Source organism: Collinsella aerofaciens, from assembly GCF_032584215.1.
Classification (GTDB): domain Bacteria; phylum Actinomycetota; class Coriobacteriia; order Coriobacteriales; family Coriobacteriaceae; genus Collinsella.
The window spans coordinates 1-4,930 of record NZ_JAWHPN010000045.1; the positions used below are offsets into that span (position 1 = coordinate 1).

Here is a 4,930-nt window from a genome sequence, read left to right on the forward strand (position 1 = left end):
CCTTGCACCTGCCGTCTATCGACCAGGTAGTCTACCTGGGCCCTTACCGGAAGGAGAACTAATCCCTGGAACGGCTTCCCGCTTAGATGCCTTCAGCGGTTATCCGCGCCGCACGCGGCTACCCGGCCGTGCCGTTGGTCGACAACCGGTTCACCGGAGGTGCGTCCACCCCGGTCCTCTCGTACTGGGGGCAGCCTCCATCGATTCTCCTGCGCCCACGGAGGATAGGGACCGAACTGTCTCACGACGTTCTGAACCCAGCTCGCGTACCGCTTTAAACGGCGAACAGCCGTACCCTTGGGACCTGCTCCAGCCCCAGGATGCGATGAGCCGACATCGAGGTGCCAAACCTTGCCGTCGATGTGGACTCTTGGGCAAGATCAGCCTGTTATCCCCGGAGTACCTTTTATCCGTTGAGCGACGGCCCACCCACTCGGGGCCGCCGGATCACTAGAGCCTGCTTTCGCACCTGCTCGGCTTGTGGGCCTCGCAGTCAAGCCCGCTTGTACTCTTGCATTCAAAAGGACGGTTGCCGACCGTCCCGAGCGGACCTTCGCGCGCCTCCGTTACCCTTTAGGAGGCGACCGCCCCAGTCAAACTGCCCGCCTGGCACGGTCCCCGAGCCGGTTGACGGCCTCGGGTTAGGACGCCGGTCGCGCGAGGGCAGTATTCCAAGGGCGGCTCCCCGGGGGCTGGCGCCTCCGGATCTGTGCCTCCTGCCTATCCTCTACACGCGGGACCAGCGGCCAATGCCAAGCTGCAGTGAAGGTTCACGGGGTCTTTCCGTCCTTCCGCGGGTAAGTCGCATCTTCACGACCAGTGCAATTTCACCGGGTCCATGGTCGAGACAGCGCCCAAGTCGTTGCGCCTTTCGTGCAGGTCGGAACTTACCCGACAAGGAATTTCGCTACCTTAGGACCGTTATAGTTACGGCCGCCGTTTACCGGGGCTTGGCTTCGGGGCTTCGCCGAATCGGCTAACTCCTCCGCGTGACCTTCCGGCACCGGGCAGGCGTCAGACCCTATACGTCGCCTTGCGGCTTCTGCAGAGTCCTGTGTTTTTGGTAAACAGTCGCTTGGGCCTCTCCACTGCGGCCCGCCTCCGCTCCCGGAGCAAGTCCGTTCACGTACGCGCGGGCACCCCTTCTCCCGAAGTTACGGGGCCATTGTGCCGAGTTCCTTGACCATGGTTGACCCGATCGCCTCGGTATGTTCTACCCACCCACCTGTGTCGGTTTGCGGTACGGGCGCGCACGCGCCTGCCTAGGGGTTTTTCTAGGGACCTCGGGCTCACTCGCTTCGCTCAATCGCTTCGTCCGGAGCCTCGCCCTTCGTGCGGACCGGATTTCCCTGGTCCGCGGGCCGCGCTCCATCACGGGGACGTCCAGAACCCCGCCGAGCCACCCCCATCCGTCGCCCCGTCGGTCGTAGCGCCGCGTGCGCGGTGCAGGAATGTCTGCCTGCTGCGCGTCGGCTACGCCTTCCGGCCTCGCCTTAGCCCCCGACTGACCCTGGGAGGATTAGCCTTGCCCAGGAAACCTCGGGTTCACGGCGGACGAGTTACTCTCTCGTCTCTCGCTACTCATGCCAGCATTCTCACTCCCATGCGCTCCACCGTCGGTCGCCCTCCGGCTTCTCCGCCCATGGGAAGCTCCCCTACCGATTCTAATGAATTAAAATCCCGCCGCTTCGGTGTCCAGCTTAGCCCCGTGTATTGTCGGCGCATGTCCACTCGACCAGTGAGCTGTTACGCACTCTTTGAATGCATGGCTGCTTCTAAGCCAACATCCTGGTTGTCTGGGCGGACGCACATCCTTTGCCACTCGGCTGGAACTTGGGGACCTTAGCGGGCGGTCCGGGCTGTTTCCCTCTCGAGCACACAGCTTAGCCCACATGCTCTGACTGCCGCGCTCTGGGCCGCCGGCATTCGGAGTTCGGTTGGATTCGGTAGGCGGCGAAGCCCCCTCGTCCATCCGGTGCTCTACCTCCGGCGGTGAACGCGCGACGCTAGCCCTAAAGCTATTTCGGGGAGAACGAGATATCTCCGGGTTTGATTGGCCTTTCACCCCTATCCGCAGGTCATCGCCGCCGTTTTCAACCGACGTGCGTTCGGCCCTCCACGGGGTCTTACCCCCGCTTCAGCCTGCCCACGGATAGCTCACCCGGCTTCGCGTCCGCGGCGCGGGACTCAAGTCGCCCTGTTAAGGCTCGCTTTCGCTCCGGCTCCCTTTCGGTTAACCTCGCCCCGCGCCAGCGACTCGCTGGCTCATTCTACAAAAGGCACGCCGTCACACCATAAAGGTGCTCCGACTGCTCGTGGGCGCACGGTTTCAGGTACTGTTTCACTCCCCTCCCGGGGTGCTTTTCACCTTTCCCTCACGGTACTGGTGCGCTATCGGTCACAGGGTAGTACTCAGGCTTGGATGGTGGTCCACCCAGGTTCGGACCGGGTTTCACGTGCCCGGCCCTACTCAGGGACCGCGTCGCGCCGTCCGGTCTGGGTTCGCGTACGGGGCTGTCACCCGCTGCGGCCGGCCCTCCCATGCCGTTCCGCTCCCCAGCCGGACCTGCGCCCGGGGGCGGCAGCCCCCGGATGCGCGGCCCTGCAACCCCGTCGGCGGAACCCCTGCCGGGTATGCCCGCTCGACGGTTTGGCCATCGGTCCCCTTTCGCTCGCCGCTACTCGGGGAGTCTCGAGATTGATTTCCTCTCCTCCGGGTACTTAGATGTTTCAGTTCCCCGGGTTGTCCTCCCCGGCCCTATGTGTTCGGGCCGGGGATATGCACACTGCTGTGCATGGGTTCGCCCATTCGGAGACCCCCGGGTCGAAGGATGTGTGCTCCTCGCCGGGGATTATCGCAGCTTGCCGCGTCCTTCATCGGCTCCCTGTGCCAAGGCATCCGCCGTGCGCCCGTGGTATCTTGCGGGACCGCTCTCGGGCCCGCGGGATATCCACGTGTCGCTAATAAAAATTAATCGATATCATGAATAGCGCTCGTATGTCGCAATTCGGGTATCTCATACCGCGGCACAGTGTCTTCACTGTGCTCGCGATCAGATGCTCCTCACTCATATATAAGTGAATTCTTCTTGTTTGGATCGGATGAATGATTGCTATCATTCTGTCTGATAAATCGCAGAAAAGAATCGAGTCTGGAAGAATGATCTTCCATCTCTCTCCTATCGCTATGCGGCTCTCAAGGTACGCGGGTGCGACCCCGGGGACCGGGTGCTGCGGGGACTTATCCTGGCGGACATCTACCGGACGGGCTCCTGCCCTCAATTCGAGTTAAGTTGATCTCTCTAGAAGATTTATCTCCCTAGAAAGGAGGTGATCCAGCCGCACCTTCCGGTACGGCTACCTTGTTACGACTTCACCCCCCTCACCCTCCACACCTTCGGCGCCTCCCCCCTTGCGGTTGGGCCGGCGACTTCGGGTGCAGACGACTCGGGTGGTGTGACGGGCGGTGTGTACAAGGCCCGGGAACGCATTCACCGCGGCATGCTGATCCGCGATTACTAGCAACTCCGACTTCATGGGGGCGGGTTGCAGCCCCCAATCCGAACTGGGGCCGGCTTTCCGGGATCCGCTCCCCCTCGCGGGGTGGCATCCCTCTGTACCGGCCATTGTAGCACGTGTGCAGCCCAGGGCATAAGGGGCATGATGACTTGACGTCGTCCCCGCCCTCCTCCGCCTTGACGGCGGCGGTCCCGCGTGGGTTCCCGGCATCACCCGATGGCAACACGCGGCGGGGGTTGCGCTCGTTGCGGGACTTAACCCAACATCTCACGACACGAGCTGACGACAGCCATGCACCACCTGTATGGGCTCCTCTCGGCCACGGGGTCTCCCCCGCTTCACCCATATGTCAAGCCCTGGTAAGGTTCTTCGCGTTGCTTCGAATTAAGCCACATGCTCCGCTGCTTGTGCGGGCCCCCGTCAATTCCTTTGAGTTTTAGCCTTGCGGCCGTACTCCCCAGGCGGGACGCTTAATGCGTTGGCTGCGGCACGGGGGGATCGTCCCCCCACACCTAGCGTCCATCGTTTACGGCTGGGACTACCAGGGTATCTAATCCTGTTCGCTCCCCCAGCTTTCGCGCCTCAGCGTCGGTCTCGGCCCAGAGGGCCGCCTTCGCCACCGGTGTTCCACCCGATATCTGCGCATTCCACCGCTACACCGGGTGTTCCACCCTCCCCTACCGGACCCAAGCCGCGGAGGTTCCGGGGGCTTCGGGGGGTTGAGCCCCCCGCTTCGACCCCCGGCCTGCCGGGCCGCCTACGCGCGCTTTACGCCCAATGAATCCGGATAACGCTCGCCCCCTACGTATTACCGCGGCTGCTGGCACGTAGTTAGCCGGGGCTTCTTCTGCAGGTACAGTCTTGACTCTTCCCTGCTGAAAGCGGTTTACGACCCGAAGGCCTCCGTCCCGCACGCGGCGTCGCTGCGTCAGGGTTCCCCCCATTGCGCAAGATTCCCCACTGCTGCCTCCCGTAGGAGTCTGGGCCGTGTCTCAGTCCCAATCTGGCCGGTCGGTCTCTCAACCCGGCTACCCGTTGTCGGCACGGTGGGCCGTCACCCCGCCGTCTACCTGATGGGCCGCGGAGCCATCCCCTCCCGTCGGGGCTTTAGCCCGGGCGCCATGCGGCGCCCGGGGGTATCCGGTATTACCCGTCCTTTCGGGCGGCTATCCCGGGGGAGGGGGCAGGTTCTCCACGTGTTACTCAGCCGTTCGCCACTCGCTTCTATCCGAAGATAGGTGCCGTTCGACTTGCATGTGTTAGGCGCGCCGCCAGCGTTCATCCTGAGCCAGGATCGAACTCTCCGTCCAAAATATCTGGGCTTCGAGCCCGTCCGGTCCTCACAACTATTAGCTGATCGGTTCCGTTCGATTCATATGGTTCTAGTATAGGAAAAGGAATTTCTCGGGGC

2 rRNA genes are annotated in these 4,930 nt (G+C 62.9%); both read right to left on the reverse strand.

Annotated features, from left to right (window positions below):
• Positions 1-2,926, reverse strand: a 23S ribosomal RNA gene (locus RX395_RS09540); the annotation flags it as partial.
• 397 nt (positions 2,927-3,323) lie between these two features.
• Positions 3,324-4,829, reverse strand: a 16S ribosomal RNA gene (locus RX395_RS09545).
• Positions 4,830-4,930 lie beyond the last annotated feature (101 nt).